This is a genomic window from Segatella copri, from assembly GCF_019249655.2.
Classification (GTDB): Bacteria; Bacteroidota; Bacteroidia; order Bacteroidales; family Bacteroidaceae; genus Prevotella.
On the sequence record NZ_CP137557.1, the window covers coordinates 3996768 to 4021537 of the forward strand.

Here is a 24770-nt window from a genome sequence, read left to right on the forward strand (position 1 = left end):
AGGAGATATTAGAATATGGCATTTATTATCAAACCATTGGTTACTGAGAAGATGACCAAGATTACAGACAAGCAGCCTAACCGCTATGGCTTCGTTGTTCGTCCTGAGGCTAATAAGCTCGAGATTAAGAAGGAAGTTGAGAGTCTGTATAATGTTACAGTAGTTGACGTGAACACAATTCGCTACGCTGGCAAGCGCTCTGCCCGTTACACTAAGGCAGGTCTTGTTAAGGGTCAGAAGAATGCGTTCAAGAAGGCAATCGTTACTCTTAAGGAGGGCGATACAATTGATTTTTACAGCAATATTTAAAATAAAAAATGGCAGTACGTAAATTAAAACCGGTTACTCCGGGTCAAAGACACAAGGTTATTGGCACGTTCGAGGATATTACTGCATCCGTGCCAGAGAAGTCTCTCGTTTACGGTAAACGTTCTACCGGCGGTCGAAACAACACCGGTAAGATGACCGTTCGCTACATTGGCGGTGGTCACAAGCAGAAGTATCGTTTAATCGACTTCAAACGTGAGAAAGATGGTGTTCCAGCAGTTGTTAAGACAATCGAGTACGATCCAAATCGTTCGGCTCGTATCGCATTGCTTTACTACGCTGATGGTGAAAAACGTTACATTATTGCTCCTAACGGACTTGAGGTAGGCGCTACTTTGATGTCAGGTGCAGAAGCTGCTCCTGAGATTGGTAACTGTCTTCCTTTGGCAAACATCCCTGTTGGTACAGTGATCCACAACATTGAGTTGCGTCCTGGTCAGGGTGCCTTGTTGGTTCGTTCGGCTGGTAATTTTGCTCAGTTGACTTCTCGTGAGGGCAGTTATTGTGTAATTAAGCTCCCTTCTGGTGAAACACGCCAGATTTTGAGTGCTTGTAAGGCTACAGTTGGTAGTGTTGGTAACTCTGACCACGCTCTTGAGCAGTCTGGTAAGGCTGGTCGCTCACGCTGGTTGGGTCGTCGTCCACACAACCGTGGTGTTGTTATGAACCCTGTTGATCACCCAATGGGTGGTGGTGAAGGTCGCCAGAGTGGTGGTCACCCACGTTCACGTAAGGGCTTGTACGCTAAGGGTCTTAAGACTCGCGCACCTAAGAAGCTTTCTAACAAGTATATTATCGAAAGAGCTAACAAAAAATAAAGAGTAAATTATGAGTCGTTCACTTAAAAAAGGTCCATACATCAACGTTTCTCTCGAGAAGAAGATTCTCGCTATGAACGAGAGTGGCAAGAAGAATGTTGTTAAGACATGGGCTAGAGCTTCAATGATATCTCCTGATTTCGTAGGACATACTGTTGCAGTTCATAACGGTAACAAATTTATCCCTGTTTATGTTACAGAGAATATGGTTGGCCACAAGCTTGGAGAGTTCGCTCCAACACGTCGCTTTGGCGGTCACTCTGGTAACAGAAAGTAAGCTAAGGGTTAAACCATTTAAAAATTTAAGTAAATAATGGGAGCAAGAAAACATATTGCGGCTGAGAAATTGAAAGAAGCCCGTAAAAACTTGTACTTCGCTAAGTTGGTAGGCGTTCCTTCTTCTCCACGTAAGATGCGCTATGTAGTAGACATGATTCGTGGTATGGAGGTTAACCGTGCACTCGGAGTACTTCGCTTCTCTAAGAAGCAGGCATCTGCTGACGTTGAGAAATTACTTCGTTCAGCTATCGCTAACTGGGAGGCAAAGAATAATCGCAAGGCTGAAGACGGTGAGCTTTATATCAGTAAGGTCTTCGTTGACGAAGGCGTTACAATGAAACGTATGAGACCTGCACCACAGGGTCGTGGTTATAGAATCCGTAAGCGTTCTAACCATGTAACTCTCTTTGTTGATGCAAAAACTAATGACGAAAAATAATTAAGTAGAATGGGACAGAAAGTTAATCCGATTAGTAACCGACTTGGTGTTATCCGTGGTTGGGATTCAAATTGGTTCGGTGGTAAGAACTTCGGTGACAACCTCGTTGAGGATCAGAAAATCCGTAAGTATCTTAACGAGCGCCTTGCTAAGGCAAGCGTTTCTCGTATCGTTATCGAACGTACATTGAAGCTTGTTACCATTACTATTTGCACAGCCCGTCCAGGTATTGTCATTGGTAAAGGTGGTCAGGATGTAGATAAGTTGAAGGAAGAGTTGAAGAAGCTTTATAAGAAAGATATTCAGATCAACATCTTCGAGGTTAAGAAGCCTGAGCTTGATGCTACCATCGTAGGTAAGAACATCGCGAGCCAGATTGAGCACATGATTGCTTATCGTCGCGCTATCAAGATGGCAGTTGCTAACACTATGCGTGCTGGTGCTGAGGGTATCAAGATTCAGATTACAGGTCGTCTGAACGGTGCTGAAATGGCACGTAAGGAAATGTACAAGGAGGGTCGTACTCCTCTTCACACTTTCCGTGCAGACATCGACTACTGCCAGTGCGAGGCACTTACTAAGGTAGGTTTGCTTGGTATCAAGGTTTGGATTTGTCGTGGTGAGGTTTATGGTAAGGCTGATCTTACTCCAAACTTCTCTCAGGATAACAAGAGCAACAACAACCGTGGTAACGGTCGCTCTAACAACCGTGGTGGTAATCGTAAAAGAAACAATAACCGTTAAATTTTAGAAAGCTATCATGTTACAGCCAAAAAGAGTAAAATATAGAAGACCTCAAGATGGTCGTGGCAACAAAGGCAACGCTCATAGAGGTACACAATTGGCATTCGGTTCTTTCGGCATCAAGACTCTTGAGTCAAAGTGGATCGATAGCCGTCAGATCGAGGCAGCTCGTGTGGCATTGAACCGCTACATGAATCGTCAGGGTCAGGTCTGGATCCGCATTTTCCCTGATAAGCCAATCACTCGTAAGCCAGCCGATGTCCGAATGGGTAAAGGTAAGGGTGATCCAGCAGGATGGGTTGCACCTGTTACACCAGGTCGCATTCTCTTTGAAGTAGAGGGTGTTAGTTTCGACATCGCAAAGGAGGGACTCCGTCTTTGCGCTCAGAAACTTCCTGTGAAGACTAAGTTTATTGTTAGACGTGATTACGATAAAAACGCTTAATTATGAAGATTGCAGAAATTAAAAATATCGAGACCAAGGAATTGGTTGAGAAGTTGGAGGCAGCTGTTGACGCTTTGAACAAGAAGAAGATCAACCACAATGTAACTCCACTTGAGAATCCATCAGAGATTAAGGTTGCTCGTCGTGATATCGCACGTATGAAAACTGAACTTCGTCAGAGAGAACTTAACAAATAATAATGGTCCAGATGGAAACAAGAAATTTAAGAAAAGTAAGACAGGGTGTTGTTATCAGCAACAAGATGGATAAAACCATTGTTATTGCAGCTAAGTTCAAGGAGATGCACCCTATTTATGGTAAGTTTGTCCAGAAGACAAAGAAGTACCATGCACATGACGAGAACAATGAGGCTAACGTAGGTGATACAGTTATGATCATGGAGACTCGTCCTCTGTCTAAGACTAAGAGATGGAGATTAGTACAAATTGTAGAAAAAGCTAAGTAATTATGATACAGGCAGAATCAAGACTTACAGTATGTGACAACAGCGGTGCTCGCGAGGCTCTTTGCATTCGAGTTCTCGGTGGTACAGGCCGTCGTTACGCTAGTGTTGGTGACGTGATTGTCGTTGCTGTCAAGAACGTTATCCCATCAAGTGATTTGAAGAAAGGTGCAGTATCAAAGGCTTTGATTGTTCGCACAAAGAAGGAAATTCGTCGTCCAGACGGTTCATATATCCGTTTCGATGATAACGCTTGTGTATTGCTCAACAATGCAGGTGAGCTTCGTGGTAGCCGTATCTTCGGCCCTGTTGCTCGTGAGCTTCGTGCAGTTAATATGAAAGTCGTTTCTTTGGCACCTGAGGTTCTTTAATATTTTTAAAAGTATAAAGTAATGAGTAAGTTACATATTAAGAAAGACGATACCGTTATCGTTATTGCCGGTGCTGATAAGGGCAAGACAGGTAAGGTGCTCAAGGTCCTCGTTGACGAGAACCGTGCCATCGTTGAGGGTGTGCACATGGTATCTAAGAGCACTAAGCCATCTGCAAAGAATCCTCAGGGAGGTATTGTTAAGCAGGAGGCTCCTATTCATATCTCAAATTTGAGTTTGATCGATCCTAAGAGTGGCAAGGCTACTCGCGTTGCTATCAAGCATGAGGGTAAAAACGTTGTTCGCATCGCTAAAAAGTCAGGGGAGGAAATCAAGTAATGGATACAGCACAGTTAAAGAAAGTATATAAGGAGACTATCGCTCCTTCTTTGCAGAAGCAGTTCAACTATTCTTCAGCAATGGAAATTCCTGTGTTGAAGAAGATTGTTATCAACCAGGGTCTCGGTGATGCTACACAGGACAAGAAGATTGTTGACGTAGCTATCAATGAGATTACTGCTATCACCGGTCAGAAGGCTGTTGCTACATATTCTAAGAAGGATATTGCAAACTTCAAGCTTCGTAAGAAGATGCCTATCGGTGTTATGGTAACATTGCGTCGTGAGCGTATGTATGAGTTCTTGGAGAAGCTCGTTCGTGTTTCTCTTCCTCGTATCCGCGACTTCAAGGGTATTGAGAGCAAGTTTGATGGCCGTGGTAACTATACATTGGGTATCACTGAGCAGATTATCTTCCCTGAGATCAACATCGATGAGATCGATCGCATCCAGGGTATGAACATCACCTTCGTTACAACTGCTAAGACAGACGAGGAAGGTTTTGCTCTTTTGAAGGCATTTGGTCTTCCATTCAAGAACGCAAATAAAGATTAAGAGATATGGCAAAAGAATCAATGAAAGCTCGCGAGATTAAGCGTGCAAAGCTTGTAGCTCGTTACGCTGAAAAGCGCGAAGCTCTGAAAAAGATTATTGCAACTTCTAATGATCCAGCCGAAGCATACGAGGCAGCTCGTAAGCTTCAGGCTATCCCTAAGAATGCAAACCCTATCCGTCTTCACAACCGTTGCAAGATCACTGGTCGTCCAAAGGGTTATATCCGCCAGTTCGGTCTTTCTCGTATCCAGTTCCGTGAGATGGCTTCTGCAGGTTTGATTCCAGGTGTAAAGAAGGCAAGCTGGTAATCCTTACAGGCAAAAGAATTTTTTTATTTAATATTGTCGGGGTAGTCCCGATTAATTAAACATTTATATTATGACAGATCCAATAGCAGATTATCTGACAAGACTCAGAAACGCAATCATGGCTCATCACCGTGTTGTTGAAGTTCCTGCGTCTAACTTGAAGAAAGAGATTACTAAGATCCTCTTCGAGAAAGGTTACATCCTCAACTACAAGTTTGTAGAGGATGGTCCTCAGGGCTCAATCAAGGTTGCCTTGAAGTACAACCCAACTACAAAGCAAAACGCTATCAAGTGTTTGAAGCGCGTGTCTACTCCAGGTTTGCGTAAGTACACTGGTTACAAGGACATGCCAAGAGTTATTAACGGATTAGGTATCGCAATCTTATCTACATCCAAAGGTGTAATGACAGACAAAGAGGCTTCTGATCTTAAGATCGGTGGCGAGGTTCTTTGCTATATTTATTAATTGGAGGCTTTTATATGTCTAGAATAGGAAAATTGCCAATTAGTATCCCTGCAGGCGTTACTGTAAACTATGACAACGATTCACACGTTTGTACAGTAAAGGGCCCTAAGGGTGAACTTTCTCAGTGGATTGATCCATCTATCAAGTTTAACAATGCAGATGGTCATATTAGCTTTGAAATCGATGAAAATAGTCCTGTAAATGTTAAGCAGAAGCAGGCTTTCCACGGTTTGTATCGCTCTCTCGTTCACAACATGGTTGTTGGCGTTAGCGCTGGTTATACAAAGGTTTTGGAATTGGTAGGTGTTGGTTATCGTGTTTCTAACCAGGGCAACCTTATTGAGTTCGCTTTGGGTTACACTCACCCTATTTTCATCCAGTTGCCTAAGGAGATTAAGGTTGAGACTAAGTCTGAAAGAAACCAGAACCCAATCTTGACATTGGAGTCATGCGACAAGCAGTTGTTGGGACTCGTTTGTGCAAAAATTCGTTCTTTCCGCAAGCCTGAGCCTTATAAGGGTAAGGGTATTCTCTTTAAGGGTGAAGTTATTCGCAGAAAGTCTGGTAAGAGTGCTTCAGCTAAGTAATTTTAAGTATTTACGATTATGACAACAAAGAAAGTAGAAAGACGAATTAAGATAAAGTTCCGCATTCGTAAGAGTGTTAACGGAACAGCTGAGCGTCCACGTCTTAGTGTTTTCCGCTCTAACAAGCAGATTTACGCTCAGGTTATTAATGATTTGACAGGCACTACACTTGCATCAGCTTCTTCACTCGGTTTGGAGAAGATGCCTAAGCAGGAGCAGGCAACTAAGGTTGGCGAGCTCATCGCTGAGAAGGCCAAGGCTGCTGGCGTTGAGGCAGTAGTTTTCGACCGTAATGGTTATCTCTACCATGGTCGCGTAAAGCAGTTGGCTGAGGGTGCTCGTAATGGTGGTCTTAAATTTTAAACGATTATGGCAATGGATAAAGTAAAAGTAAATAACGAAGAAGTACTTAAGGATCGCTTGGTTGCTATCAACCGTGTAACTAAGGTTACTAAGGGTGGTCGTACTTTCACATTCGCTGCTATCGTCGTTGTTGGTGACGGTAATGGCGTAATCGGCTACGGTCTTGGTAAGGCAGGTGAGGTTACAGCTGCCATCGCCAAGGGTACTGAGGCTGCTAAGAAGAACTTGGTTAAGGTTCCTGTACTCAAGGGTACAGTTCCTCACGAGGTAGAGACTGCATTCGGTGGTGCTAAGGTGCTCATCAAGCCTGCTGCAGCCGGTACCGGTTTGAAGGCCGGTGGTGCTATGCGTGCTGTACTTGAGAGTGTTGGTATCAAGGATGTCATCGCAAAGTCTAAGGGTTCTTCTAATGCCCACAACCTTGTAAAGGCTACTATCGCAGCTCTTGCTCAGATGCGTGATGCTTACACTGTTGCAGGTGAGCGTGGTATCAGTATGGATAAAGTATTTAACGGTTAATTAGGAAAAGTCGAATATGGCAACAATTAAAATCAAGCAGATTAAGAGTAAAATCGGTGCTCCAGTAGATCAGAAGCGTACACTCGCTTGTCTTGGTCTCCACAAGATTTCTCAGGTTGTTGAGGTAGAGGATACTCCTAGCAACCGTGGTATGATCCGTAAGGTTCATCACCTCGTAAGTGTAGTTGATTAATTAATTTTTATAAATTAGGAACGGTTATGAAATTAAATAATTTGAAACCTGCTGCAGGTTCTACCCATTCACGTCGTCGTATTGGTCGTGGTCCAGGTTCTGGTCTCGGTGGTACTTCTACACGTGGTCACAAGGGTGCCAAGGCTCGTTCTGGTTATAAGAGAAAGATTGGTTTCGAAGGTGGTCAGATGCCATTGCAGCGTCGTGTTCCAAAGGCTGGTTTCAAGAATATCAACCATAAGGAGTACTTCGCAGTTAACCTTTCAACTCTTCAGGCTCTTGCTGAGGCAAAGAACCTTACAAAGATCGGTATTGAGGAACTTAAGGCTGCAGGTCTTACCAATGGTAAGGAACTGGTTAAGGTTCTCGGTAACGGTGAACTTAAAGCAAAATTGGAAGTTGAAGCTAATGCTTTCTCAAAGACTGCTGAAGAGGCAATCAAGGCAGTTGGTGGTAACGCAACTATAATCTAAGTAAATGAAAAAGTTTATTGAGACACTAAAGAACTGTTGGAAGATTGAGGATCTCCGTCAGAGACTCCTTATTACTCTTCTGTTTACGGCTATTTACCGTTTTGGCTCGTTCGTTGTACTTCCTGGTATCAACCCGAGCATGTTGGAAAAATTGCAGTCGCAGACCTCTGGCGGTCTTATGTCGCTTTTGGACATGTTCTCTGGTGGTGCATTTTCCAATGCGTCTATTTTTGCGTTGGGAATAATGCCTTATATCTCAGCTTCAATTGTTATGCAGCTTCTTGCTGTCGCTGTACCTTATTTCCAGAAGATGCAGCGAGAGGGTGAGAGTGGCCGCAAAAAAATACAATGGTATACTAGAGTCCTGACTGTCGCCATCTTGGTCTTTCAGGCTCCTAGTTACCTTTTGAACTTGAAGATGCAGGCAGCTAATGCTCTGGCAACAGGTATTAGCTGGACTGTCTTCATGATTCCGGCAACTATCATCTTGGCAGCAGGTAGTATGTTCATTCTCTGGTTAGGTGAGCGTATTACTGATAAGGGTGTTGGTAATGGTATCTCTCTGATCATTATGATTGGTATCATGGCTCGTTTGCCTCAGGCATTCGTACAGGAGGTTACTTCCCGTTTGCAGGCAATCTCTGGTGGTGGTCTTATTATGTTCATTGTTGAGATACTCATTCTCTATGCTGTAGTTTGTGCTTCAATTCTTTTGGTACAGGGTACACGCAAGATTCCGGTTCAGTATGCCAAGCGTCTGGTTGGTAATAAGCAGTATGGTGGTGCACGTCAGTACATTCCATTGAAGCTTTTTGCAGCCAACGTAATGCCTATCATCTTTGCACAGGCTTTGATGTTTATTCCATTGGCGATAGTTCGCTATCAGTCTGAGAACGCCAGCAGCGTAGTTCAGCAGCTCATGGATAACCGCAGTTTGCTTTATAATGTTGTTTATGTTATCTTAGTGATTGCATTTACATACTTCTATACTGCGATTACATTGAACCCAACTCAGATGGCAGAGGATATGAAGCGTAACAATGGTTTCATTCCTGGTGTCAAGCCAGGTAAGGATACCGCTGAGTACATTGATACCGTAATGTCTCGTATTACTTTACCAGGTTCATTATTTATAGCATTTATTGCGATTATGCCAGCTCTTGCAGGACTTCTTGATGTGCAGCAGGCCTTCTCACAATTCTTCGGAGGTACATCTCTGTTGATTTTGGTAGGTGTTGTTATTGACACATTGCAGCAGATTGAGAGTCATTTGCTTATGCGCCACTACGATGGTCTTCTTAATTCAGGCCATACTCGTCAGGGTGGTGTTGCTGCATATTAATCTTTATCTTTTGAAATGCAGATATTTCTGAAGACAGAGGATGAAATTGACCTAATGCGCAAGGCAAACCAACTTGTTGGTGCTACCCTTGCAGAGTTAGGTAAACATATAAAACCAGGTGTAACGACTCTCCAATTGGATAAGGTAGCCGAGGAATTCATCCGTGATCATGGTGCGATTCCAACGTTTAAGAATTTTCCTAATCCATTTGGAGAGCCTTTTCCCGCTAGTATATGTACATCTCTCAATGATGTAGTTGTACATGGAATACCAAGTGAAAAGAGTGTTCTCAAGGATGGCGATATTATTTCCATTGATTGTGGTACTCTTCTCGAAGGTTTCAATGGTGACAGTTGCTATACTTTCGCCGTTGGAGAAATATCTTCTGATGTTAGGCAACTTCTAAAGGTAACTAAAGAATCTTTGTATCTAGGTATTGAACAGGCTGTAGCAGGAAATCACTTGGGTGATATTGGTTATGCGATTCAAAACCATTGCCAAGGTTTTGGTTATGGAGTTGTTCGTGAATTGACTGGTCATGGTATTGGAAAGGAAATGCATGAAGATCCTCCAGTCCGTAACTACGGTAGTAGAGGTTCTGGCATCTTGTTGAAAGAGGGCATGTGCCTTGCCATTGAGCCAATGATTACTATGGGCGACCGAAAGATAGGATTACTTCCCGATAAATGGAGTATAGTAACTAGAGATCGTCTGCCAGCTGCTCATTACGAGCATACTATAGTTGTTCGAAAAGGTAAAGCTGAAATTTTATCTTCATTCGTAGAAGTTGAACATTTAGAAGGACAAAATTTTTGATTATGGCAAAACAGGCCGCTATTGAGCAAGATGGAACTATTGTAGAGGCATTATCAAATGCTATGTTCCGAGTAGAATTGGAGAATGGTGTTGACATTACTGCCCACATCTCTGGTAAGATGAGAATGCATTACATCAAGATTTTACCTGGTGATAAGGTTAAGGTGGAAATGAGTCCATACGACTTGACAAAGGGTAGAATTGTTTTTAGATACAAATAATTATCACAATATAAGGTTATGAAGACAAGAGCATCATTGAAGAAGCGTTCAGCTGATTGCAAGATCGTACGTCGTAAGGGTCGTCTCTTCGTTATTAACAAGAAGAACCCTAAGATGAAATTGCGTCAGGGTTAATGTTAAAGTTTGGTAAAAGTATGGCTATTTCAAAAAAAAGTTGTACTTTTGCACCGCTTTTAACGCAAGGTATTAATTTTTTAATTTTTTATTAAACAATGGCAATAAGAATTGTTGGAGTAGATTTGCCCCAGAATAAGCGTGGCGAAATCGCATTGACCTATATCTACGGTATTGGTCGAAGTAGTTCAGCAAAGATATTGGATAAGGCAGGTGTAAGCCGTGACCTGAAAGTCAGCGAGTGGTCTGACGATCAGGCAGCCAAGATCCGTGAAATTATCGGCGCTGAGTTCAAGGTTGAAGGTGATCTCCGTTCAGAGATCCAGATGAACATTAAGCGACTGATGGATATTGGTTGCTATCGTGGAGTTAGACATCGTAATGGTCTTCCTGTTCGCGGACAGAGCACTAAGAACAATGCTCGTACTCGTAAGGGTAAGAAGAAGACTGTTGCTAATAAGAAGAAGGCTACTAAGTAATTCTAAGGAGGAAATTAATTATGGCAAAGCAAAAAGCAACATCTAAGAAGAGAAACGTACGCGTTGACGCTATCGGTCAGCTTCACGTACACAGCTCATTCAACAACATCATTGTATCTCTTGCTAACAACGAGGGTCAGATTATTTCTTGGTCTTCAGCTGGTAAGATGGGTTTCCGTGGTTCTAAGAAGAATACTCCTTATGCTGCACAGATGGCTGCGGAGGATTGTGCTAAGGTTGCATTCGACCTTGGTCTTCGCAAGGTTAAGGCTTATGTTAAGGGTCCAGGTAATGGTCGTGAGTCTGCTATTCGTGCCGTACACGGTGCAGGTATCGAGGTTACTGAAATCGTTGACGTAACTCCATTACCACACAACGGATGTCGCCCTCCAAAGCGTCGTCGTGTATAATAGCATTCATTGATACAAACATTATAGCATTTTATAAATATTATGGCTAGATATATAGGTCCGAAATCTAAAATTGCGCGTCGTTTTGGTGAGCCAATCTTCGGCGCAGACAAAGTTTTGTCCAAGAGAAACTTCCCTCCTGGACAGCATGGCAACAGCCGTCGTAGAAAGATGTCTGAGTATGGTGTCATGTTGGCAGAGAAGCAGAAGGCTAAGTACACTTATGGTGTATTAGAGCGTCAGTTCCGTAATATGTTTGAGAAGGCTGCTAAGGCTGAGGGTATTACTGGTGAGGTTCTTCTTCAGAATCTCGAGTGCCGTCTTGACAACGTGGTTTTCCGTCTTGGTATCGCTCCAACACGTGCTGCTGCACGCCAGTTGGTAGGTCACAAGCACATCACTGTTGATGGCAAGGTAGTTAATATCCCTTCATTTGCAGTTAAGCCAGGTATGGTTGTTGCTGTTCGTGAGAAGTCTAAGTCTCTCGAGGTAATCGAAGCAGCACTCGCTGGTTTCAATCATAGCAAGTACCCATGGATTGAGTGGGATGATAATTCAAAGAGTGGCAAGTTCTTGCACAAGCCAGAGCGTGCTGACATTCCAGAGAATATCAAGGAGCAGTTAATCGTTGAGTTGTACTCTAAATAAATCATTAAATTAATGGCGATATTAGCATTTCAAAAACCTGATAAAGTAGTAATGCTGGAGGCTGACAACCAGTTCGGAAAGTTTGAATTCCGTCCTTTGGAGCCTGGCTTTGGCGTAACCATCGGTAACGCCTTGCGCCGCATTCTCCTTTCATCACTGGAGGGCTATGCTGTCAACACAATCCGCATTGCGGGTGTTGAGCACGAGTTCTCTTCAGTTCCTGGTGTAAAGGAAGATGTTACCAACATTATCTTGAATCTCAAGCAAGTTCGATTCAAGCAAGTAGTAGAAGAATTCGAGAATGAGAAAGTTAGTATCACCGTTGAGAATTCTACAGAATTCAAGGCTGGTGACATTGGCAAGTATCTGACTGGATTTGAAGTGTTAAACCCTGATTTGGTGATTTGTCATTTAGACTCCAAAGCTTCGATGCAGATTGATTTGACTATTAATAAGGGACGTGGTTACGTGCCTGCTGATGAGAATCGTCAATTCTGCACAGACGTTAACGTTCTCCCAATCGATTCCATCTACACCCCTATCCGTAACGTGAAGTACGCTGTAGAGCCATATCGTGTTGAGCAGAAGACTGACTACGATAAGCTCGTGCTTGAAGTTACAACAGATGGTTCCATTAGTCCTAAGGATGCACTGAAAGAGGCTGCGAAGATCCTCATTTATCACTTCATGCTCTTCTCTGATGAGAAGATCACGCTTGAAAGCCCTGATCAAGAGAGCAATCAAGAGTTTGATGAGGAGGTTCTCCACATGCGCCAGTTGCTTAAGACTCGTCTCGTAGATATGAACCTGAGTGTTCGTGCGCTCAACTGCTTGAAGGCAGCTGATGTTGAGACTCTTGGTGATTTGGTTCAGTATAACAAGACTGACCTCTTGAAGTTCCGCAACTTCGGTAAGAAATCGCTCTCAGAGCTTGATGATTTGCTCGAGAGTCTGAATCTGTCTTTTGGAACTGATATTTCAAAGTATAAATTAGACAAGGATGCGTAATGCATCCTTTGTCCAAAAAGAACAAAAACAAAAATGAGACACAATAAGAAATTCAACCATTTAGGTCGTACTGCTTCTCATCGTAACGCGATGTTGGCTAACATGGCTGCATCACTTATCTTGAGCGAGCACAAAAGAATCACTACGACCCTCGCAAAGGCAAAGGCTCTCAAAAAGTATGTTGAGCCATTAATCACTCGTTCAAAGAATGATACAACTACATCACGTCGTGTTGTTTTCCGTTATCTTCAGAACAAGTATGCTGTTAAGGCTCTCTTCGGTGAGGTAGCTGAGAAGGTAGCTAACCGTCCAGGTGGTTACACTCGCGTTATCAAGTTGGGTACCCGTCAGGGTGACGCAGCTGAGATTGCTTTCATCGAGCTCGTTGACTTTGATGAGAACATGGCTAAGACTCCTAAGGCTGCTGCTAAGAAGACTCGTCGTAGTCGCAAGGCAACTAAGGCTGAGGAGGCTCCTGCAACTGAGGCTCCTGCAACTGAAGAGGCTGCAGCTGAATAAGTTACAAAAGATCTCACTACATATAAGCGCTTCTGTCGTAAGACAGAGGCGCTTTTTTTTGCTTTTTCTGATATATTTTCTATTGTTTAGGGAATTCCCTAACATTATTTAGAGATTCTTTCTTGATGTTCTCAAAAATAAGTTGTATTTTTGCAGTAGAATTAAAAGATAAGGTTATGAAAAAGGTGATACTCTTTATGCTTTGCTCGTCTTTGCTGATGAGTAGTTGCGATACATATACGGGTAGTGGAGCTTATGCAGGAAGTTCCATCGGTTCCATCCTCGGTTCCGCCATCGGTGGACTTTCTGGTGGTCCAAGAGGTTCTGACATCGGTACGATTGTTGGAATGGCTGGTGGTGCTATGGTTGGTGCTGCTATCGGCAGTCAGGCTGATAAGGCTCAGGCTGAGCGTGAAGCAGCTTATCAACGGGATAGGAAAGAGCGTTCTTGTTCTAATCGTTCTGCTTCTCGTCATCATACTCGTTCAAAGCGTTCATCCTCTGTCAAGAGTGATGACATGTACGACTATAGTGCCCCTGTAACTGATAATTCTGAAATCTTTGATTCCACCAATAGCGGTGATGATCGTCTCTATGATTTCAAAGTGAAGGATTATACCGGCGATAAATAAGTTGCCATATATGAAATGTAAACGAGCATGAACCTGTTTTTAATGATGGTTCTTGCTCGTTTTTGTATTCTCCGGTTCGAATTCAGCCATTTCGAAATCAATCTTAGGAAGTTTGCCGTCTTCTAGCTTATATGGCACTGGGTTATCCAACCTCTCCACCCTTACGGTTCCTACGCCTTGTGAAATCATGTCGATTTCCTTGGCAGCCGCCCATGAAAGATCAATGATTCTTCCTCTTCCGAAAGGCCCACGATCTATTACCTTCACGATTACGCTTTTATCATTTCTGAGATTGGTTACTTTCAGCATAGTGCCGAATGGATAGTAACGGTGTGCACACGTCAAACTGTCGTGATGTATCTTTTGCCCGCTTGCAGAGCGTGCGCCTGTGGCTCGCTTTGAATAATACGATGCCTTTCCGTGTTGATGCTTCTGTGCACAACATGGACTCATAAAAAACGTAGTCAATAATGCTATGATTAAGTATTTTATTTTCATAACTTCTCGATATTTTGGTTGCAAATATATAAAAAATAGATGAAAAATGCAAGGAAATATCAGAAAAATACTATCTTTGCAGTATAAATAGCGACAGATATGGAAAATAATGTACCTAATGAGTGGAATAAGTTCTACTTGAAAGACGTATCGTTTGTCAATCTGATGATGCGCCGTATCTACAATGTGTTGATTGTAGCCAACCCTTACGATGCGTTCATGCTTGAAGATGATGGACGCATCGAGGAGAAGATATATAATGAGTATATGGAGCTTGGTCTTCGTTATCCGCCTACCTTTACACAGGTTTCTACCACGGAAGAGGCTGCTCAGGTGTTGCGTTCTACGGTGATAGACCTGGTCATCTGTATGCCTGGTAATGCAGATAATGATGCCTTTGATGTGGCCCGTGATATCAAGGGCAAGTTCCCTAACATCCACTGTGTGGTTCTTACCCCTTTCTCACATGGTATCACCAAGCGAATGCAGAACGAGGATTTGAGCATCTTCGATTATGTATTCTGTTGGTTGGGAAATACCAACTTGATTCTTTCCATCATCAAGTTGATTGAGGATAAGATGAATCTGGAGCATGATATCCAGGAGGCGGGTGTGCAGATGATTCTTCTGGTCGAGGACTCTATTCGCTTCTACAGTTCCATCTTGCCCAACCTCTATAATTACATTCTGGAGCAGAGCAAGAACTTCTCCAAGGAAGCCCTGAACCGCCATGCCGCAACCATGCGTATGCGTGGCCGTCCTAAGGTGGTATTGGCTCGTACCTATGAGGAGGCGAAGAAACTGTATGATAAGTATTCCAATAATACCCTTGGAGTCATCAGCGATGCCCGGTTCCCTTTGAAGAGTGCCGCCAGGGCTTTTGGAAATGAGGTTGATGAAGATGTCAAGCCTGAGTATGGCACCGATACCTTCGGTCGTGAGAAATGTCCTGATGCAGGTTTGCAGCTCTTCCGTTACATCCGTAAGCATGACTCTTTCGTGCCCCTCATCCTCGAAAGTTCTGAGAGTGATAACCGTGCCAAGGCAGAAGCTGAGGGTTTCCGCTTCGTGGATAAGAATTCCAAGAAGATGAGTGTAGATCTCCGAAGATTGATGGAGGAGCACATGGGCTTTGGTGATTTCATCTTCCGTGATCCTAAGACCCACGAGGAGATCATGCGCATCAGAAGCCTGAAGGAGTTGCAGGATAATATCTTCAACATCCCTAACGATTCGATGCTCTATCATATCAGCCGCAACCACATGAGCCGCTGGCTTTGTGCCCGTGCCATCTTCCCAGTGTCGGCTTTCCTGAAGCATGTTACTTGGGAGAAGCTTCAGGATGTGGATGCCCACAGGCAGATTATCTTTGATGCCATCGTGCAGTACCGCCACATGAAGAACCTGGGTGTGGTAGCTGTGTTCGATAGAATGAAGTTCGATAAATATGCCCACTTTGCCCGCATTGGCGAGGGATCACTGGGCGGAAAGGGTAGAGGTCTTGCCTTCCTCGACAATATCATCAAGCGCCATCCGGAGTTCAATCAGTATGAGAATGCCACCGTGCAGATTCCGAAGACCGTGGTGCTCTGTACCGATATCTTCGATGAATTCATGATGAGCAACAATCTCTATCCGATAGCGTTGAGCGATGCCAGCGATGATGAGATATTGAAGCACTTCCTGCATGCGCAGTTGCCGGATTCCCTGATAGCCGACTTCTTCACCTTCTTTGAGGCAACGAAGAGTCCTATCGCCATCCGTTCCAGTTCGCTTCTTGAGGATGCGCACTATCAGCCTTTCGCCGGCATCTATTCTACCTATATGATTCCTTATCTTGAGGATAAATATCAGATGCTTCAGATGTTGGCTTGTGCCATCAAGGGCGTGTATGCCTCCGTGTTCTATCGTGATTCCAAGGCGTATATGACTGCCACCAGCAACGTCATCGACCAGGAGAAGATGGCGGTTATCCTGCAGCAGGTGGTGGGTAAGGATTATGGCACCCGTTTCTACCCAACGATGAGTGGTGTGCTCCGTTCGCTCAACTATTATCCTATCGGAGATGAAGAGGCAGAGGAAGGCATAGCTAGTCTCGCCCTCGGATTGGGTAAGTATATCGTGGATGGCGGTCAGACCCTGCGTGTCTGTCCTTATCATCCGCATCAGGTGCTCCAGACATCAGAGACTGAGATGGCTTTGCGTGATACGCAGACCCAGTTTTATGCCCTCGACATGAAGCATGTGGGCGAGGATTTCAAGGTAGATGATGGCTTCAACATCCTCAAACTTCGTGTGAAGGATGCCGTGGAAGACCAGAGCCTCACCTATATCGCCTCTACTTTCGACCCATACGACCAGGTTATCAATGATGGTGTATATGAAATGGGCAGAAAACTGATTACCTTTGCCAGTGTGCTCCAGCATGGAGTAGTACCTTTGCCAGAGTTGATGCAGATGTCTATGAAGTTTGGCTCCGAGGCGATGCGCCGTCCTGTGGAAATAGAGTTTGCCTGCAATATCAACGACGATAGAACCTGTGAGTTCTATCTGCTCCAGATTCGTCCGATAGTGGATGCCAAGGAGATGCTCGATGAGGATGTGAAGGCGATACCGGATGCCGACTGCCTGCTCCGTTCCCACAATTCGCTCGGTCATGGCATCTGCGAAGATGTGGTAGATGTGGTCTATGTGAAGTATGATGATCACTTCTCGGCGATGAACAATTTCTATGTGGCTGATGATATCGAACGAATCAATCGTAAGTTCCTTGCCGAAGGGAAGAATTATGTGCTGATAGGTCCGGGCCGTTGGGGTTCTAGCGACCATTATCTGGGTGTGCCGGTCAAGTGGCCGCATATCAGCGCCGCCCGAGTTATCGTGGAAGTAGCTTTGAAAAACTACAACATCGACCCGAGCCAAGGCACCCATTTCTTCCAGAACCTCACCTCTTTCGGTGTGGGTTACTTCACGGTAGATACCAACACCGAAGAAGGCGGTTTCGTGAACAAGGAGATATTGGATGCGATGCCGGCTGTGGAAGAGACGCAGTATGTACGCCATGTGCGCTTTGCGCATCCGATGAGGATACTGATGGATGGAAAGAAGCAGGAAGGAGCAGTCTTGATTCCGAAAGAGTAATCAAGACAGTTCCATCAAAGTACGTAAACAAGTTATAATCAAGCCTGCTCCATCAAGGTACGTATATAACTTCAGTAATGTACTTATACCAGCTCCAGCAGATAGTAATTGTAATCATGAAGGATAGTAGCAAGGAATTTTTCCTTGCTATTTCCTTTTTGTATAGAAGCCTTCAGCTTGTCTTCTATCCCCAGGAATTTCGCAACCTTGTCGGCAAGGGTGACTATCTGGTTTTCGTGTTCCCCATTGCCGCCATAAACCGCTTTCTCAATCACCTCAATTTGTGCCTGCGATAGATTCTTCGCCTCTTCATATACCGGGCGATAGTCTTTCTTGGCATAGTAGAATTCATCTAGTGATACATGGATTTTATCCAGGTTCACCTGCTTGATAACCATTGTTCCAGCAGCCAGATCGCCCAGGCGCTGCGCATTCTTGGTGAGCAGGATAAACAGGAGTCCGATGCCGCTTAATCCCACATCTATCGTGCTGAGCAGCCATCTCATGAAGAAAGAACCCATGGTGGGGCGGGAACCATCTTTGTTCACCACCCTTATCTTCATGATATATTTCCCTGGCGACTGACCTTCGTTGAAGGTTTCCCAGAGGAAGTCGTACAGCCAGAGTGGCAATATAATCAGAAAGAAAAACAAATAATTGAGTTGGTTTCTTGTTTCATAGTCGAGTTCAAAGTAGAAATACATGGCAGTGAAGCCGATGATGCCAGCTATAACCATGTCGATGATGCGTGCTATCACTCTTTCGGCAATGCTCGCAGGCGTCTGGTCTATTCTTACGAATTGGTTGGTTGTGATGTTAGAACTTGTCATAATTCCACGTTTTATAGATGATTGATGTTATTCTGTCTGCAAACTTACGGAAAAAACTACAAATACAAGAATCTTTTCCCCGAAAATTTGCATATATAAGAATATTTACTTACTTTTGCAACAAAAATAATAAGCAATCGTGAAAGAATTTACCTTTATACGTAACAATATCGATAAGTGGCAGCGTGCGGAAATCATCATTTCTGATGCCGACTCGCAATCGCCCGATCGTCTGGCTGAGGTCTATACCGACCTTACGTCCGACCTGGCTTTTGCGCAGACGCATTATCCCGATTCCCGCATCACCATCTATCTGAACAAACTTTCATCCGTGCTTCATAACTCCATTTATCGCAACAAGCGGGAGAAATGGACTCGCATCCTCACGTTCTGGACCCAAGAAGTTCCACTTGTCATGTACGATGCCCGCAAGCTGTTGCTTGCCTCCTTCCTTATCTTTCTCATCAGTATGCTCATTGGTGTGATGTCCCAATGCTTCGATCATGACTTCTGCCGCATCATCCTGGGCGATTATTATGTGGATATGACGCTTGATAACATAGCCAAGGGTAAGCCGATGGCGGTATATGATAGTGACGGAGAGCTAAACATGTTTCTGGGCATCACCTTCAATAATATCAGGGTTTCGTTCATGATGTTCGTTTCGGGCATCCTTACAAGCATAGCCACGGGTGCCTATCTCTTTCAGAATAGCGTGATGCTCGGTTGTTTCGAAACTTTCTTTGCGCAGCGCGGACTCCTTTATGAATCCTTCCTTGCAGTCTTCCTGCATGGCACGCTCGAAATATCAGCCATCATCATTGCAGCAGCAGGCGGTCTGGCTATAGGCAACGGCTGGCTTTTCCCCGGCACCTATTCCCGCCTGGTTTCCTTCCGTCGTGGAGCCAAGCGGGGCTTGAAGATAGTGGCAGGCACGGTGCCCGTGTTTATCCTGGCAGGTTTTATCGAAGGCTTTGTAACGAGGCACACCGAAGTTCCCGATGCCATACGCCTTGCCTTCATCCTCCTTTCCCTTGCCTTTGTCATCGGCTATTTCGTGATATTGCCCCAGATAAGGCATCGCCAGAGAAAAAAGGATTCTAAAGACTAACAATAAAAATTTTATGATATGAATAAAATCGTTTTTTATCAAGAGAGAACCTTCGGAGATAAGTTCAATGTTACCTTCGAGTTTATCAAGCAAAACTGGAAGCTGATGCTTCGTTATTTTGCTTATGTTGTTTTGCCATTGAGTTTTGTAGCTGAATTCTTCATGGAAGCTATGATGAAGAATGTCATGACTTTGGCTACAGATCCTGAAGAGCTGATGAATTTGATTCCTTCGTATGGCGGCTTTTTCCTGGTGAGCATTGCTGTTTACTTGTGGATGGGTGCGGTTTCCTTTTCCTTACTCCAGGTTTATAATGCCCGTCCCGATGGCTTGCAGAACATCGTCTTTGCCGATTTCAAGCCTCTTCTTGGGCGCAATGCCTGGCGATTGGTGAAGTCGGGATTGGCGCTCAGCCTCGTCCTCCTGGTTGTGATGATACTTGCAGGCTGTCTGTTCGCTTTGCAGATGCCTGTTATTGCCGCAGTCGTTTATCTTGTCTGCATGGCATTAATGATTCCGTTTGTACTCTTTGCACCGGTTTACATCTTCGAGGATATTCCCCTTTGGCAGGCTTTTGCCCGAAGCTTTCGTCTGGGTTGGCATACTTTGGGTGGCATCTTAGCCCTGGGCATTGTGTTGATGATTCTTACGGCTATCATCTCGTTTGTCTGCACTTTGCCATGGGAAATCTGCTATCTGTTGAAATCCTTTTTTGTTGTAAATCAGGGAAATGCCGATTCTGCTTTCAATGGTGTGCCTTTCATGCTGTTACAGTATCTGCTGGGTGTCCTGATGATGCTTGCCCGCTTCCTGTTGTTGACCATATTCTATGTCAGCATCAGCTATCTCTATAGCCATGCTGCCGAGAAGCTCGATCAGATGTCGGTAGCCGAGGGCGTTGACCATTTCGAGGAGATGGCCGATAAAAATCAGGATGCCGACGACTATCAACTGTAAATTATCAACTGTAAACTATCAATTGTAAACTGTAAACTATCAAAGTATGCCCTTTACTCCTTCCGATACATTGGTTCTCGATACTGCCAGGCTCCGTGTTTGGCAGCAGGATGACGATTATGCTTACAGTAGGGAATTGGTGCCTGCCCAGAAGAGTCTGATGGATTGGTTGGGCGAGCAGTTTGATCAGTTCTGGGAATCCGTTTTCGGCACCGCTTTCTATCAGGAGTATTCTTCGCTAATGTGGATATTGGTGGGGGTGATACTTATTCTTGGCATCCTGTTGTTCCTCTTCTACAAGCATCCCGAACTGTTCATGCGTTCCGGCAGGCAGGCTCCTTTGGAGTATGAGGTAACCGAGGATACCATCTATGGCGTTGATTTCGAAAGGGAGATAGCCAGGGCGATGGAGCGGAAGGATTATCGGGAAGCGATGCGACTCACTTATCTGCAAACCCTGAAGATGCTGAGCGATCATCAGCTTATCGACTGGCAACCTTTCAAGACGCCTACCCAATATACCCACGAGTGGAAAAATCGGGATTTCCGGCAGATTACGAACCTCTTTGTCCGTGTGCGTTATGGCGGATTCGAGGCAACGGAGCAAATGCTGAAAGATATCCACACCTGTAAGATGAGTGTGGATAACTCTGTAAGTAACTTAAAATCTGTGAAAGGAGGTGATGATGAAAAGTAGTTATAAGTTTTTCCTGAGCATGATGGCGCTTTTTATCCTCATGTTCCTGCTTCAGATGCAACTGCCCAAGAAGTTTGTGTGGAATCCTACCTTCTATCATGCCGACCGCCAGCCTTTCGGCTGCTACGTGTTCGATAGCATCATGCGCCAAAGCTTGCCTCAAGGTTATCAGGTTACCGCCAAAACCTTCAGGCAGCTTGATGAGGAAAACAGAAACCGGAAGATAGCCGTGGTGGTGCTGGATAATTCCCTGAGACTGAAGAAGGTGGATGTAGGTCACCTCCGGAAGATAGCCCAGCGTGGCGGAAAAGTGATGGTTGCCTATCATTGGGGAGGTTCAGATGAACTGGATAGCAGTTTTCATGTCGATATGTCGAGCGGGGCGTTTTATCTGGATAATATCATGCGAAGGATGGCGAGTCAGCAGGATGTGTATGATACCCTTACCTGGTGTGGCTATCCGTTGGCTTATCCCCAGCGGGAATATCGGTTGATAGACCAGCTGATAAGCGGCTCGATTTCTCTCGATTCAGCCAGCAAAGCCACGGTGCTGGCTTACAGTCTTCAGGCTAATCGCAAGTTTCCGTCAGCAGTTTCCTTGCCTTGCGGTAAGGGCGAGGTTATCTTTGTGGCCACTCCGTTGCTCTTTACCAATATGGGTGTGTTGGATGATGTTTCTTCGCAGTATGTCTTCCGAATCATGTCGCAGATGGCCGATTTGCCGGTTTACCGCACGGAAGCATATCTGGAATCGAAGGTGAAGCTCGAAGCAGAACAGTCGCCGCTCCGCGAGTTGCTGAAGCGCCCTCCTTTGCGGTGGGCAGTCTATCTCGTGATGCTGGGCGTAGTGCTCTTCATGATATTCACAGCCCGCCGGCGCCAGCGGGTTATCCCGATAGTGGAAAAGCCGAAGAACAGGTCGCTGGAGTTTATCCAGCTCATCGGTACGCTCTATTATCAGCGTCACGACCATGCCGATCTGGTGCGGAAGAAATTCAGGTTCTTTGCCGAAGAGGTAAGAAGGAATGCGGGCATTGATATCGGCGATGTGAACCAGGGAGATGCCGATTGCCGAGCCTTGGCAGAGATAACAGGCATGGATGTGAAAAAAATCAAGGAAACCATCCGAGAGATTCGGCTGGTGATACATTCAGATTTGAATATCCCAGCCAGGCAAATGAGGAAACTCATCGACGAGATGAATCGCATACTTGAGAATATTCAGTAAAATATAATAGGTGAAATATCGGTACATGATAGTATGCGGATATTCAATACATGATAGTATGCAAATATTCAATATAATATAGTAATGGAAATGGAAGAACAAAGATTAGACTTAACTCTTTTCTCAGAAAAGATAGAACGCCTTCGACAGGAGATAGCGAAGGTGATAGTGGGGCAGGATGAAGCCATCGAACTGGTGCTTACTTCTATCCTTGCCAATGGACACGTGCTTATCGAAGGAGTGCCGGGAGTGGCAAAGACCCTTTTGGCCCGGTTGATAGCCCGATTGGTAGATGCCGGGTTCAGCCGGGTGCAGTTTACCCCCGACTTGATGCCTAGCGATTTGCTAGGTATCAACATCTTCAATGTCAAGACCCAGGAGTTTGAGTTCCATCAGGGCCCCATCTTCTCCGACATTGTTCTGGTAGATGAAATCAACCGTGCACCCGCCAAGACGCAGGCGGCACTCTTCGAGGTGATGGAAGAGCGACAGGTGAGCATCGATGGCGTTACCCATAAGATGGGCGATTTCTATACCATCCTTGCCACCCAGAACCCCGTGGAGCAGGAAGGAACCTATCGCCTGCCCGAGGCTCAGCTCGACCGTTTCCTAATGAAGATAACGATGGGCTATCCTTCGCTGGATGATGAACTGGAGATTCTGAAGCGCCATCAGGAGCATAGCAATCTGGTGAAGCTTGCCGATATTCAGCCCGTTCTGAGCAAGGCAGAACTCCTGCAGTTGCGTAGCTATATAAATAAGGTGGTCATCGACGAGAGCCTGCTTTGCTATATAGCCCAGATAGTTCAGCAAACCCGCAGTACCCGTGCCGTTTATCTGGGAGCATCGCCCCGAGCTTCTGTGGCAATGCTCCAGGCTAGCAAGGCATACGCCCTGCTGCAAGGTCGCGATTTCGTAACGCCCGAAGATATCAAGCAGGTTACTCCATCCATTCTCCAGCACCGCCTGGTGCTCACCGCCGAGGCAGAGATGGAAGGATACACCGCCTATAAAGTGGCGCAGCGACTCATCGACAAAGTTGAAGTTCCGAAATAAATAAAGTGAAGAGTACATTGTTTCTTACCAGAAGATTTTATATCGTTTTAGCAGTCCTGGTCTTTATCACAGGTTTGGGCAGCTTTGTTCCCCCGATGTTCCTCATTGGGAGATGGCTGCTTGTTGCCCTGGGCGTTCTGCTCCTGCTGGAGGCTTTCCTGCTTTATCACGAGCGGGGCATTATGGCTAGGCGAACGATGGTAGATAGGTTTTCCAATGGCGATGACAACGAGGTGAACATCCGTGTGGAAAGTATTTATTCCTTTCCGGTTCTGCTTCATGTCATTGATGAGATTCCGCCCGTATTCCAGCGTCGTGATATCCACTTTCGTCTAAGGCTGGGCATGGGTGAGGGCAAGAATATCCGGTATTTTCTTCGTCCCACAGAGCGGGGTGAATATGATTTCGGCTTAATCCGCATCTTTGTCTCTTCGCCCATCTCGCTCTTGCAGCGCCGCTTCTCGCTGGGGCAGCCCCGTCAGGTGAAGGTATATCCTTCCTATCTGATGCTCACCCGATATGAGTTGCTTGCCATCAGCAATAATCTAACCGAACTCGGCATCAAGAAGATTCGCCGTGTGGGCAATCATACCGAGTTTGAACAGATCAGGGATTATGTGACGGGTGATGATTTCCGGCTCATCAACTGGAAGGCCACCGCCCGCACCTCCCGTCTGATGGTGAACGTGTATCAGGACGAGCGTTCGCAGCAGGTGTTCAGCATCATCGACAAGGGTAGGGTGATGCAGCAGGCTTTCCGGGGGATGACTTATCTAGATTATGCCATCAACGCCTCGCTGGTGCTTTCGTATATGGCGATGCGCAAGGAAGACAAGGCGGGCATCGTAACCTTCAGCTCCCGTTTCGAGGATTTCGTGCCAGCCTCCCGACACGCCGGCCACATGCAGAACATCTTGGAGATTCTCTATCGCCAGCAGACCCGCTTTGCCGAATCCGACTATTCTGCCCTGGTAGATGGGGTAAACCTGCACGTCAGCAAGCGTTCGCTCCTGGTGCTCTATACGAGTTTTGCCAATCGTGTCAGCATGGAGAGGCAGTTGCCTTATCTTCTTCAGCTCAACCGCCGCCACCGTCTTCTGGTGGTGTTCTTCGAGGATGATGAGGTGAAAGATTATCTTGCCACCCGTCCTGATAGCGATGAGGAATATTATCGCCATGTCATTGCCGAGCAGTTTGCCTACGAGCAGCGTCTCATCGTTTCCTCGCTCAAGCAGCGGGGCATCATGGCCTTGTTGACCACGCCCGAGAAGCTGTCGGTTGACGTACTTAACAAATATCTCGAGATCAAGGCTCGGGAATTGTTGTAAATAGTAAGAAGAATACTTCTTTATAG

General features: G+C 45.2%; 37 protein-coding genes. 35 read left to right on the top strand and 2 right to left on the bottom strand.

Going from position 1 to position 24770, the window contains the following annotated elements; all coding sequences use genetic code 11:
- Nucleotides 1-15: 15 nt before the first annotated feature.
- From rplW to KUA49_RS16310, 28 genes are all read left to right on the top strand, one after another.
- A complete protein-coding gene (gene rplW, locus KUA49_RS16175; protein ID WP_006848834.1) occupies nt 16-309 on the top strand; it encodes a 50S ribosomal protein L23 in 294 nt (97 codons plus the stop codon).
- A gap of 8 nt (nt 310-317) precedes the next feature.
- The gene (rplB, locus tag KUA49_RS16180; protein ID WP_022122147.1) at nt 318-1145 is read left to right on the top strand and encodes a 50S ribosomal protein L2; all 828 of its coding nucleotides are present in this window, start codon (nt 318-320) and stop codon (nt 1143-1145) included.
- 10 nt (nt 1146-1155) lie between these two features.
- On the top strand, nt 1156-1422 hold the full coding sequence (gene rpsS, locus KUA49_RS16185) for a 30S ribosomal protein S19 (RefSeq protein WP_006848832.1): 267 nt from the start codon (nt 1156-1158) through the stop codon (nt 1420-1422).
- A gap of 36 nt (nt 1423-1458) precedes the next feature.
- On the top strand, nt 1459-1863 hold the full coding sequence (gene rplV / locus KUA49_RS16190; protein WP_006848831.1) for a 50S ribosomal protein L22: 405 nt from the start codon (nt 1459-1461) through the stop codon (nt 1861-1863).
- A 9-nt stretch (nt 1864-1872) separates the two neighbouring features.
- Nucleotides 1873-2607 (top strand): 30S ribosomal protein S3, encoded by a 735-nt coding sequence (gene rpsC, locus KUA49_RS16195; protein WP_203041078.1) that lies wholly within the window; start codon nt 1873-1875, stop codon nt 2605-2607.
- 16 nt (nt 2608-2623) lie between these two features.
- Nucleotides 2624-3052 (top strand): 50S ribosomal protein L16, encoded by a 429-nt coding sequence (rplP, locus tag KUA49_RS16200; RefSeq protein WP_006848829.1) that lies wholly within the window; start codon nt 2624-2626, stop codon nt 3050-3052.
- A gap of 2 nt (nt 3053-3054) precedes the next feature.
- The gene (rpmC, locus tag KUA49_RS16205; RefSeq protein ID WP_006848828.1) at nt 3055-3249 is read left to right on the top strand and encodes a 50S ribosomal protein L29; all 195 of its coding nucleotides are present in this window, start codon (nt 3055-3057) and stop codon (nt 3247-3249) included.
- A gap of 2 nt (nt 3250-3251) precedes the next feature.
- Nucleotides 3252-3518 (top strand): 30S ribosomal protein S17, encoded by a 267-nt coding sequence (gene rpsQ, locus KUA49_RS16210; RefSeq protein ID WP_006848827.1) that lies wholly within the window; start codon nt 3252-3254, stop codon nt 3516-3518.
- Between the two features lie 2 nt (nt 3519-3520).
- Entirely contained in the window at nt 3521-3886 is a 366-nt protein-coding gene (gene rplN, locus KUA49_RS16215; RefSeq protein WP_217763089.1) for a 50S ribosomal protein L14, read from the top strand.
- A gap of 21 nt (nt 3887-3907) precedes the next feature.
- Nucleotides 3908-4225 (top strand): 50S ribosomal protein L24, encoded by a 318-nt coding sequence (gene rplX / locus KUA49_RS16220; protein ID WP_203041079.1) that lies wholly within the window; start codon nt 3908-3910, stop codon nt 4223-4225.
- Entirely contained in the window at nt 4225-4779 is a 555-nt protein-coding gene (gene rplE / locus KUA49_RS16225) for a 50S ribosomal protein L5 (protein WP_203041080.1), read from the top strand. Before rplX ends, rplE begins: the two co-directional genes overlap by 1 nt.
- A gap of 5 nt (nt 4780-4784) precedes the next feature.
- Nucleotides 4785-5087, top strand: coding sequence for a 30S ribosomal protein S14 (rpsN, locus tag KUA49_RS16230; protein WP_089543921.1), 303 nt, complete (start codon nt 4785-4787; stop codon nt 5085-5087).
- A 70-nt stretch (nt 5088-5157) separates the two neighbouring features.
- Complete coding sequence (gene rpsH, locus KUA49_RS16235; RefSeq protein ID WP_006848822.1) at nt 5158-5553, top strand: 30S ribosomal protein S8; 396 nt, start codon at nt 5158-5160, stop codon at nt 5551-5553.
- A gap of 14 nt (nt 5554-5567) precedes the next feature.
- A complete protein-coding gene (gene rplF / locus KUA49_RS16240; RefSeq protein ID WP_203041081.1) occupies nt 5568-6140 on the top strand; it encodes a 50S ribosomal protein L6 in 573 nt (190 codons plus the stop codon).
- A gap of 18 nt (nt 6141-6158) precedes the next feature.
- A complete protein-coding gene (gene rplR / locus KUA49_RS16245; RefSeq protein ID WP_022122151.1) occupies nt 6159-6503 on the top strand; it encodes a 50S ribosomal protein L18 in 345 nt (114 codons plus the stop codon).
- 6 nt (nt 6504-6509) lie between these two features.
- A complete protein-coding gene (rpsE, locus tag KUA49_RS16250; RefSeq protein WP_218411755.1) occupies nt 6510-7022 on the top strand; it encodes a 30S ribosomal protein S5 in 513 nt (170 codons plus the stop codon).
- 16 nt (nt 7023-7038) lie between these two features.
- Entirely contained in the window at nt 7039-7215 is a 177-nt protein-coding gene (gene rpmD, locus KUA49_RS16255; protein WP_006848818.1) for a 50S ribosomal protein L30, read from the top strand.
- 26 nt (nt 7216-7241) lie between these two features.
- Nucleotides 7242-7688: a 50S ribosomal protein L15 gene (rplO, locus tag KUA49_RS16260; RefSeq protein WP_006848817.1), complete on the top strand. Its 447-nt coding sequence runs from the start codon at nt 7242-7244 to the stop codon at nt 7686-7688.
- A 4-nt stretch (nt 7689-7692) separates the two neighbouring features.
- Complete coding sequence (gene secY / locus KUA49_RS16265; protein WP_218411756.1) at nt 7693-9030, top strand: preprotein translocase subunit SecY; 1338 nt, start codon at nt 7693-7695, stop codon at nt 9028-9030.
- 15 nt (nt 9031-9045) lie between these two features.
- Nucleotides 9046-9846, top strand: coding sequence for a type I methionyl aminopeptidase (map, locus tag KUA49_RS16270; protein ID WP_218411757.1), 801 nt, complete (start codon nt 9046-9048; stop codon nt 9844-9846).
- A 2-nt stretch (nt 9847-9848) separates the two neighbouring features.
- Entirely contained in the window at nt 9849-10067 is a 219-nt protein-coding gene (gene infA, locus KUA49_RS16275; protein ID WP_006848815.1) for a translation initiation factor IF-1, read from the top strand.
- A gap of 18 nt (nt 10068-10085) precedes the next feature.
- Complete coding sequence (gene rpmJ / locus KUA49_RS16280; protein ID WP_006848814.1) at nt 10086-10202, top strand: 50S ribosomal protein L36; 117 nt, start codon at nt 10086-10088, stop codon at nt 10200-10202.
- A 98-nt stretch (nt 10203-10300) separates the two neighbouring features.
- Nucleotides 10301-10681, top strand: coding sequence for a 30S ribosomal protein S13 (gene rpsM / locus KUA49_RS16285; RefSeq protein WP_022252022.1), 381 nt, complete (start codon nt 10301-10303; stop codon nt 10679-10681).
- A 20-nt stretch (nt 10682-10701) separates the two neighbouring features.
- Nucleotides 10702-11091 carry a 30S ribosomal protein S11 gene (rpsK, locus tag KUA49_RS16290; protein ID WP_153092358.1) on the top strand — a complete coding sequence of 130 codons (390 nt, stop codon included), beginning with the start codon at nt 10702-10704 and terminating at the stop codon, nt 11089-11091.
- 42 nt (nt 11092-11133) lie between these two features.
- A complete protein-coding gene (rpsD, locus tag KUA49_RS16295) occupies nt 11134-11739 on the top strand; it encodes a 30S ribosomal protein S4 (RefSeq protein WP_203041085.1) in 606 nt (201 codons plus the stop codon).
- A 12-nt stretch (nt 11740-11751) separates the two neighbouring features.
- Nucleotides 11752-12747: a DNA-directed RNA polymerase subunit alpha gene (locus KUA49_RS16300; RefSeq protein WP_203041086.1), complete on the top strand. Its 996-nt coding sequence runs from the start codon at nt 11752-11754 to the stop codon at nt 12745-12747.
- Nucleotides 12748-12780: 33 nt separating this feature from the next.
- Nucleotides 12781-13266 carry a 50S ribosomal protein L17 gene (gene rplQ / locus KUA49_RS16305; protein WP_089543910.1) on the top strand — a complete coding sequence of 162 codons (486 nt, stop codon included), beginning with the start codon at nt 12781-12783 and terminating at the stop codon, nt 13264-13266.
- A 176-nt stretch (nt 13267-13442) separates the two neighbouring features.
- Nucleotides 13443-13898 (top strand): hypothetical protein, encoded by a 456-nt coding sequence (locus KUA49_RS16310; protein WP_218411758.1) that lies wholly within the window; start codon nt 13443-13445, stop codon nt 13896-13898.
- 39 nt (nt 13899-13937) lie between these two features.
- On the opposite strand, the gene KUA49_RS16315 is transcribed toward KUA49_RS16310, so the two are convergent.
- Nucleotides 13938-14351, bottom strand: coding sequence for a septal ring lytic transglycosylase RlpA family protein (locus KUA49_RS16315; protein WP_318331637.1), 414 nt, complete (start codon nt 14349-14351; stop codon nt 13938-13940).
- Nucleotides 14352-14495: 144 nt separating this feature from the next.
- Here KUA49_RS16315 and KUA49_RS16320 point away from each other — a divergent pair, with 144 nt between their 5' ends.
- Nucleotides 14496-17537, top strand: coding sequence for a PEP/pyruvate-binding domain-containing protein (locus KUA49_RS16320; protein WP_218411760.1), 3042 nt, complete (start codon nt 14496-14498; stop codon nt 17535-17537).
- An 83-nt stretch (nt 17538-17620) separates the two neighbouring features.
- On the opposite strand, the gene KUA49_RS16325 is transcribed toward KUA49_RS16320, so the two are convergent.
- The gene (locus KUA49_RS16325; protein WP_218411761.1) at nt 17621-18367 is read right to left on the bottom strand and encodes an RDD family protein; all 747 of its coding nucleotides are present in this window, start codon (nt 18365-18367) and stop codon (nt 17621-17623) included.
- Between the two features lie 139 nt (nt 18368-18506).
- On the opposite strand from KUA49_RS16325, the gene KUA49_RS16330 reads away from it, so the two are divergent.
- From KUA49_RS16330 to KUA49_RS16355, 6 genes are all read left to right on the top strand, one after another.
- Nucleotides 18507-19478 (top strand): stage II sporulation protein M, encoded by a 972-nt coding sequence (locus KUA49_RS16330; protein ID WP_218411762.1) that lies wholly within the window; start codon nt 18507-18509, stop codon nt 19476-19478.
- An 18-nt stretch (nt 19479-19496) separates the two neighbouring features.
- Nucleotides 19497-20435: a hypothetical protein gene (locus KUA49_RS16335; protein ID WP_218411763.1), complete on the top strand. Its 939-nt coding sequence runs from the start codon at nt 19497-19499 to the stop codon at nt 20433-20435.
- A 46-nt stretch (nt 20436-20481) separates the two neighbouring features.
- On the top strand, nt 20482-21132 hold the full coding sequence (locus KUA49_RS16340) for a DUF4129 domain-containing protein (protein ID WP_218411764.1): 651 nt from the start codon (nt 20482-20484) through the stop codon (nt 21130-21132).
- The gene (locus KUA49_RS16345) at nt 21119-22360 is read left to right on the top strand and encodes a DUF4350 domain-containing protein (RefSeq protein WP_218411765.1); all 1242 of its coding nucleotides are present in this window, start codon (nt 21119-21121) and stop codon (nt 22358-22360) included. Before KUA49_RS16340 ends, KUA49_RS16345 begins: the two co-directional genes overlap by 14 nt.
- A gap of 84 nt (nt 22361-22444) precedes the next feature.
- Nucleotides 22445-23416, top strand: a complete 972-nt coding sequence (locus tag KUA49_RS16350; protein WP_218411766.1) for an AAA family ATPase — start codon at nt 22445-22447, stop codon at nt 23414-23416.
- Nucleotides 23417-23433: 17 nt separating this feature from the next.
- On the top strand, nt 23434-24744 hold the full coding sequence (locus KUA49_RS16355; protein WP_218411796.1) for a DUF58 domain-containing protein: 1311 nt from the start codon (nt 23434-23436) through the stop codon (nt 24742-24744).
- Nucleotides 24745-24770 lie beyond the last annotated feature (26 nt).

What these genes read in the sequence shown, in the direction of transcription:
- rplW (WP_006848834.1), top strand. Translation starts at nt 16, where the DNA reads ATGGCATTTATTATCAAACCATTGGTTACTGAGAAGATGACCAAGATT.
- rplB (WP_022122147.1), top strand. Translation starts at nt 318, where the DNA reads ATGGCAGTACGTAAATTAAAACCGGTTACTCCGGGTCAAAGACACAAG.
- rpsS (WP_006848832.1), top strand. Translation starts at nt 1,156, where the DNA reads ATGAGTCGTTCACTTAAAAAAGGTCCATACATCAACGTTTCTCTCGAG.
- rplV (WP_006848831.1), top strand. Translation starts at nt 1,459, where the DNA reads ATGGGAGCAAGAAAACATATTGCGGCTGAGAAATTGAAAGAAGCCCGT.
- rpsC (WP_203041078.1), top strand. Translation starts at nt 1,873, where the DNA reads ATGGGACAGAAAGTTAATCCGATTAGTAACCGACTTGGTGTTATCCGT.
- rplP (WP_006848829.1), top strand. Translation starts at nt 2,624, where the DNA reads ATGTTACAGCCAAAAAGAGTAAAATATAGAAGACCTCAAGATGGTCGT.
- rpmC (WP_006848828.1), top strand. Translation starts at nt 3,055, where the DNA reads ATGAAGATTGCAGAAATTAAAAATATCGAGACCAAGGAATTGGTTGAG.
- rpsQ (WP_006848827.1), top strand. Translation starts at nt 3,252, where the DNA reads ATGGTCCAGATGGAAACAAGAAATTTAAGAAAAGTAAGACAGGGTGTT.
- rplN (WP_217763089.1), top strand. Translation starts at nt 3,521, where the DNA reads ATGATACAGGCAGAATCAAGACTTACAGTATGTGACAACAGCGGTGCT.
- rplX (WP_203041079.1), top strand. Translation starts at nt 3,908, where the DNA reads ATGAGTAAGTTACATATTAAGAAAGACGATACCGTTATCGTTATTGCC.
- rplE (WP_203041080.1), top strand. Translation starts at nt 4,225, where the DNA reads ATGGATACAGCACAGTTAAAGAAAGTATATAAGGAGACTATCGCTCCT.
- rpsN (WP_089543921.1), top strand. Translation starts at nt 4,785, where the DNA reads ATGGCAAAAGAATCAATGAAAGCTCGCGAGATTAAGCGTGCAAAGCTT.
- rpsH (WP_006848822.1), top strand. Translation starts at nt 5,158, where the DNA reads ATGACAGATCCAATAGCAGATTATCTGACAAGACTCAGAAACGCAATC.
- rplF (WP_203041081.1), top strand. Translation starts at nt 5,568, where the DNA reads ATGTCTAGAATAGGAAAATTGCCAATTAGTATCCCTGCAGGCGTTACT.
- rplR (WP_022122151.1), top strand. Translation starts at nt 6,159, where the DNA reads ATGACAACAAAGAAAGTAGAAAGACGAATTAAGATAAAGTTCCGCATT.
- rpsE (WP_218411755.1), top strand. Translation starts at nt 6,510, where the DNA reads ATGGCAATGGATAAAGTAAAAGTAAATAACGAAGAAGTACTTAAGGAT.
- rpmD (WP_006848818.1), top strand. Translation starts at nt 7,039, where the DNA reads ATGGCAACAATTAAAATCAAGCAGATTAAGAGTAAAATCGGTGCTCCA.
- rplO (WP_006848817.1), top strand. Translation starts at nt 7,242, where the DNA reads ATGAAATTAAATAATTTGAAACCTGCTGCAGGTTCTACCCATTCACGT.
- secY (WP_218411756.1), top strand. Translation starts at nt 7,693, where the DNA reads ATGAAAAAGTTTATTGAGACACTAAAGAACTGTTGGAAGATTGAGGAT.
- map (WP_218411757.1), top strand. Translation starts at nt 9,046, where the DNA reads ATGCAGATATTTCTGAAGACAGAGGATGAAATTGACCTAATGCGCAAG.
- infA (WP_006848815.1), top strand. Translation starts at nt 9,849, where the DNA reads ATGGCAAAACAGGCCGCTATTGAGCAAGATGGAACTATTGTAGAGGCA.
- rpmJ (WP_006848814.1), top strand. Translation starts at nt 10,086, where the DNA reads ATGAAGACAAGAGCATCATTGAAGAAGCGTTCAGCTGATTGCAAGATC.
- rpsM (WP_022252022.1), top strand. Translation starts at nt 10,301, where the DNA reads ATGGCAATAAGAATTGTTGGAGTAGATTTGCCCCAGAATAAGCGTGGC.
- rpsK (WP_153092358.1), top strand. Translation starts at nt 10,702, where the DNA reads ATGGCAAAGCAAAAAGCAACATCTAAGAAGAGAAACGTACGCGTTGAC.
- rpsD (WP_203041085.1), top strand. Translation starts at nt 11,134, where the DNA reads ATGGCTAGATATATAGGTCCGAAATCTAAAATTGCGCGTCGTTTTGGT.
- KUA49_RS16300 (WP_203041086.1), top strand. Translation starts at nt 11,752, where the DNA reads ATGGCGATATTAGCATTTCAAAAACCTGATAAAGTAGTAATGCTGGAG.
- rplQ (WP_089543910.1), top strand. Translation starts at nt 12,781, where the DNA reads ATGAGACACAATAAGAAATTCAACCATTTAGGTCGTACTGCTTCTCAT.
- KUA49_RS16310 (WP_218411758.1), top strand. Translation starts at nt 13,443, where the DNA reads ATGAAAAAGGTGATACTCTTTATGCTTTGCTCGTCTTTGCTGATGAGT.
- KUA49_RS16315 (WP_318331637.1), bottom strand. Translation starts at nt 14,351, where the DNA reads ATGAGTCCATGTTGTGCACAGAAGCATCAACACGGAAAGGCATCGTAT.
- KUA49_RS16320 (WP_218411760.1), top strand. Translation starts at nt 14,496, where the DNA reads ATGGAAAATAATGTACCTAATGAGTGGAATAAGTTCTACTTGAAAGAC.
- KUA49_RS16325 (WP_218411761.1), bottom strand. Translation starts at nt 18,367, where the DNA reads ATGACAAGTTCTAACATCACAACCAACCAATTCGTAAGAATAGACCAG.
- KUA49_RS16335 (WP_218411763.1), top strand. Translation starts at nt 19,497, where the DNA reads ATGAATAAAATCGTTTTTTATCAAGAGAGAACCTTCGGAGATAAGTTC.
- KUA49_RS16340 (WP_218411764.1), top strand. Translation starts at nt 20,482, where the DNA reads ATGCCCTTTACTCCTTCCGATACATTGGTTCTCGATACTGCCAGGCTC.
- KUA49_RS16345 (WP_218411765.1), top strand. Translation starts at nt 21,119, where the DNA reads ATGATGAAAAGTAGTTATAAGTTTTTCCTGAGCATGATGGCGCTTTTT.
- KUA49_RS16350 (WP_218411766.1), top strand. Translation starts at nt 22,445, where the DNA reads ATGGAAATGGAAGAACAAAGATTAGACTTAACTCTTTTCTCAGAAAAG.